The sequence below is a fragment of the Neisseria sp. HMSC064D07 genome (assembly GCF_001837185.1).
GTDB lineage: Bacteria > Pseudomonadota > Gammaproteobacteria > Burkholderiales > Neisseriaceae > Neisseria > Neisseria flavescens_C.
In genome coordinates, this window is sequence record NZ_KV831689.1 from 1 (window position 1) to 4,625 (window position 4,625).

Annotated in this window: 3 protein-coding genes; all 3 read left to right on the plus strand. The window is 42.1% G+C overall.

Annotated features, from left to right (window positions below):
• The first annotated feature begins 370 nt into the window (after positions 1 to 370).
• Genes uvrB through HMPREF2608_RS06380 form a run of 3 tightly spaced genes read left to right on the plus strand, consistent with a single transcriptional unit; the run spans position 371 to position 4,369 of the window.
• The gene (uvrB, locus tag HMPREF2608_RS06370; RefSeq protein ID WP_070826361.1) at positions 371 to 2,398 is read left to right on the plus strand and encodes an excinuclease ABC subunit UvrB; all 2,028 of its coding nucleotides are present in this window, start codon (positions 371 to 373) and stop codon (positions 2,396 to 2,398) included.
• A gap of 26 nt (positions 2,399 to 2,424) precedes the next feature.
• The gene (locus HMPREF2608_RS06375; protein WP_070826362.1) at positions 2,425 to 3,609 is read left to right on the plus strand and encodes a DUF262 domain-containing protein; all 1,185 of its coding nucleotides are present in this window, start codon (positions 2,425 to 2,427) and stop codon (positions 3,607 to 3,609) included.
• Entirely contained in the window at positions 3,596 to 4,369 is a 774-nt protein-coding gene (locus HMPREF2608_RS06380; protein ID WP_070826363.1) for a hypothetical protein, read from the plus strand. The genes HMPREF2608_RS06375 and HMPREF2608_RS06380 overlap by 14 nt, the downstream gene beginning before the upstream one ends.
• Positions 4,370 to 4,625: the final 256 nt, after the last annotated feature.

Here is a 4,625-nt window from a genome sequence, read left to right on the forward strand (position 1 = left end):
TGAACGAGTCGCTGACGGCGGTGGTGTGCGGGAAAATGAAGGGGAAGGGAAACTGTACTGACGGCGAGGAGATATTTAGGGGCAATGATGCGGAGTGTCGGCCTTTTACGGGGTAGAAACCTGATCTAAAGGGAGGAGGCGGATGAAGAAAAAGGACGTGCTCAGGCACGTCCTTTGAGGAATGAAGATGGGTTATTCGCTCCAGCTGACCCAGCCCAGCATCCAAGTATTGTTCTGACTAACACAACCAACCTCAGTTAGCTAAGAAAGAAAATGAAATATTTAGTTTTGTTAGATTGACTCTCTATCAATTTTCAGACGGCCCTTTGTTATAATCTTCTCTTTACCTGAACATAAAACAGGCCGTCTTATGGAAGTCATCCAATATCCCAATTCTCCGTTTAAACTCCACCAGCCCTTCCCACCCGCCGGCGACCAGCCCACCGCCATTGCCGGCCTGCTCGAAGGGCTTTCAGACGGCCTTGCTTATCAAACCTTGCTCGGAGTAACCGGTTCGGGCAAAACCTACACCATGGCGAACGTCATTGCTCAAAGCGGCCGCCCCGCCATCATCATGGCGCACAATAAAACCCTTGCCGCCCAGCTCTATGCCGAAATGCGCGAGTTTTTCCCCGAAAACGCAGTGGAATATTTCGTCTCCTACTACGACTATTATCAACCCGAAGCCTATGTGCCCAGCCGCGATTTGTTCATCGAAAAAGACAGCGCGATTAACGAACACATCGAACAAATGCGCCTTTCCGCCACCAAAAACCTGATGACGCGCGACGACGTGATTATCGTTGCCACCGTGTCTGCCATTTACGGTATCGGTGACCCGACCGAGTATCAACAAATGGTGTTGTCCGTCAAAGAAGGCGACACCATTGAGCAGCGCGACATCATCGCTACGCTCGTTTCCATGCAATACGAACGCGGCGATTTGGATTTCAAACGCGGCAGCTTCCGCGTGCGTGGCGACGTGATTGACGTGTACCCCGCCGAAAGCTCGGAAAACGCCTTGCGCATCAGCCTGTTTGACGACGAAATCGACCGCCTCGATATGTTTGACCCGCTTTCAGGCAGCCTTATTCAACGCGTCGGCCGCTACACAGTCTTCCCGTCCAGCCACTACGTTACCCCACGCGACACCGTATTGCGCGCCTGTGAGTCCATCAAAGAAGAACTGCGCGAACGCATCGAATTTTTCGCCCGCGAACAACGCCCCGTCGAACAACAACGCATCGAACAGCGCACCCGCTTCGACCTCGAAATGCTCTACGAAATGGGCTTCTGCAAAGGCATCGAAAACTACCCCCGCCATTTCTCCGGCAAAAAAGAAGGCGAACCGCCGCCCACGCTGATGGACTACCTGCCCGACAACGCCATCATGTTCATCGACGAAAGTCACGTTACCGTCACCCAAATCGGCGGCATGTACAAAGGCGACGCATCGCGCAAACAAAATCTCGTGGACTACGGCTTTCGCCTGCCTTCCGCTCGCGACAACCGCCCGCTCAAATTCCACGAATTTGAAAAAGTCATGCCGCAAACCATCTTTGTCTCCGCCACCCCCGCCAAATACGAAGAAGAACACGCCGGACAAGTGGTCGAACAAGTCGTCCGCCCCACAGGGCTGGTCGATCCCCAAATTATCATCCGCCCCGTCGCCACCCAAGTCGATGACTTGATGAGCGAAATCAACGACCGCATCCAAAAAGGCGAACGCGTGCTCGTTACCACTCTCACCAAACGCATGGCGGAACAACTCACCGACTATTACAGCGAACTCGGCATCAAAGTGCGCTACCTGCACAGCGACATCGATACCGTAGAGCGCGTTGAAATCATTAGAGATTTACGGCTCGGACTGTTTGACGTACTCGTCGGCATCAACCTATTGCGCGAAGGCTTGGACATCCCCGAAGTCTCCCTCGTCGCCATCCTCGACGCCGACAAAGAAGGCTTCCTACGCTCCCACCGCAGCCTGATTCAAACCATAGGCCGCGCCGCGCGCAACGTGAATGGCGTAGCGATTTTGTACGCCGACAAAATCACCGACTCCATGAAAGCCGCTATTGACGAAACCGAACGCCGCCGCGAAAAACAGATTAAATTCAATGAAGAACACGGCATCGTACCGCAACAGATTAAGAAACAAGTCAAAGACATCATCGACGGCGTGTACCACGAAGAAGACAGCAGTAAAGGCCGTCTGAAAGGCAAAAACAAGGTTAAAGTCGGCGAGATTCAGAACGAAGAAGATGCCTTGAAAGAAATTGCCAAACTAGAAAAAGCCATGCAGCAGGCAGCTAGGGATTTGCAGTTTGAAGAAGCGGCTGTTCTTCGTGATAGAATACGCGGAATTAAAGAGAATCTGCTTTTTGGAGCAGAGTAAATTTTTCTATATAAAAGGACAAGAGTATGGAAACAAATGTTTTTTATGGGGAATATTCTTTAGACCACTGGATTCATTTACTTGAAACAGGCAACATTAAATTACCAAAGATTCAGCGTTCATTTACATGGAAAGATTATAAAATAAAACGATTAATTAAATCTCTACATAATAAACAATTTATCCCACCGATTATAGTTATCAGATCAAACCAAGAAAACCTGATTATAGATGGGCAACAGAGGTTAACCAGTCTTTTGTTGGCATATCGCAATAAATACCCTACACGTAAAAATCTAAATAACAAATGGAAATATTGCTCACAAAGTGATGGTAATACAACTGCAACAAATTTTGATGATCCTGACGGGTTTACTGACTATGATTTCTTTGAAGGAATCGGAATATCAAATGTAGATAAAAATAATTTTTTTAAAGATAAATTTTTAGGATTTACCTTTATTTCTCCTCAGTCTGGTACCAAAATTGAACAAGAGCGATTTTTCGCACAAACATTTTACTCAATAAACACGCAAGCAGAATTATTGACTGCTGATGAAAAATTAGAAGCTTACAAATTAATTACACCTGAATTAAAAAATATTATTTCACCAAAATTTGAAGAATATTTCAAAGTTAGCAGAGGCAGTAATAAACTTATTAGAATATTAGGCTACATTCTTCAATACAGAATGAATAAAGACTCTATTCAAACGGCTGAAAGAACAGAAGATTTTGCCAATATTGTTGAGTCATTAAGTAATAGAATACCAGTCGATTTATTCGGCAAAAGAGGGGAAATTGTTAGAGATTTCGATTACAGTCAACCTTTCTATGATACCGGTTCAAACTATAGTATTTTTGAAGAAACAGATGGCACACCTTGTTATATAGAAATTCTTGAGAAGATAAAAATTGAATTAAATAAAAATAAAAATCAGAATCCCAATGCGCCTTACAAATTTGATAAAATTGTACACTTTGATGTTTTATTCTTTGGCTTTTTATATCAATGCCTATTTGGAGGCAATATTTCCTACTTAAATGATGAAACCACAATCAGAGAATTGATCGAAAAATGCTCAAAATTAGCAGAGAAACTCCACAAAAGGTCCAAAAACACACCAAATGATAGCATATATATCTGTGAAAGAATAAAAGAATCTATTGAACTCTATAATGGAATGGGGCTAAATTATGGTAAACCATAATGATTTTATTCTTGAGCCGATTATCAATATTTTAAAAAAAGGTATATCCTCTCTGTCTAATTTGGGTGATACTATAGAAACATATCCAGTGCAAGAACATATTCTTCGTTCAATTTTTATTGAAATGACAGGTTCTCAAGAGCAAAAAATGAAATGCATTCTTTGGACTTTAGCTACCTATGATTATGAGTTTAGATATGAATTTTTGAACAAGGGCAAGTATGGAGAATGCTCTGATTTGAAAGAGAAATCAAAAGTATATGGCGATTTAACTAAGCAAATAACATTGCTCAAACCTTCAGAAAATATAGAATTTAAAAAAATTATATTTCCTGACGATGAAACTAACCACATAGAAAATAATAAAATAGCATTAGATAAATTTCTTAGTCATTCAAACATCAACTCAATATTTGAAAAATATATTAAGATGTTTCAAGGAAATGAAATTACAAGTGAATCACTGTTTTTACCTTCCAATAGTCAATTATTTACAAATAAAGATAACATTGGTGATGACAAATTAAAAAAGTATGCGATCTCTGAAATTTATCTTAGATTATATAAACATCGTAATAGGTGCGCTCATAATACATTATCATATCAAAAAAATTTACCTACATTAAATAATTTAAATATCGAAGCTTATAATTTTGATAATTATTATATTCGTTTTTTGATATTAATTTTTATTGATACAATCTTTATTAAGACTTATGAAAAATATTTGGAATTAAGACAAACTGGAATTAGCTGGTAAGCGAGCGTAGCAAGCCGTAGCCTGTATTCCCACCAACCGCGGGCGTGGCTGCGCCATATCCTACCTGCGGGCGGCACAAACTTTAAAACCGAGGTGTAGGGTGTGTGCGGTATGCACGCACGCGTTCTTTGCCGTTCAAACCATTCTTTCAAACTTTCAGAAGACCTCAAACGTTGTCTGGAAACTTTAGAATAAAGGCCGTCTGAAATCCAGTTTTCAGACAGCCTGAGACCTTTGCAAAATTCCCCAAAATCCC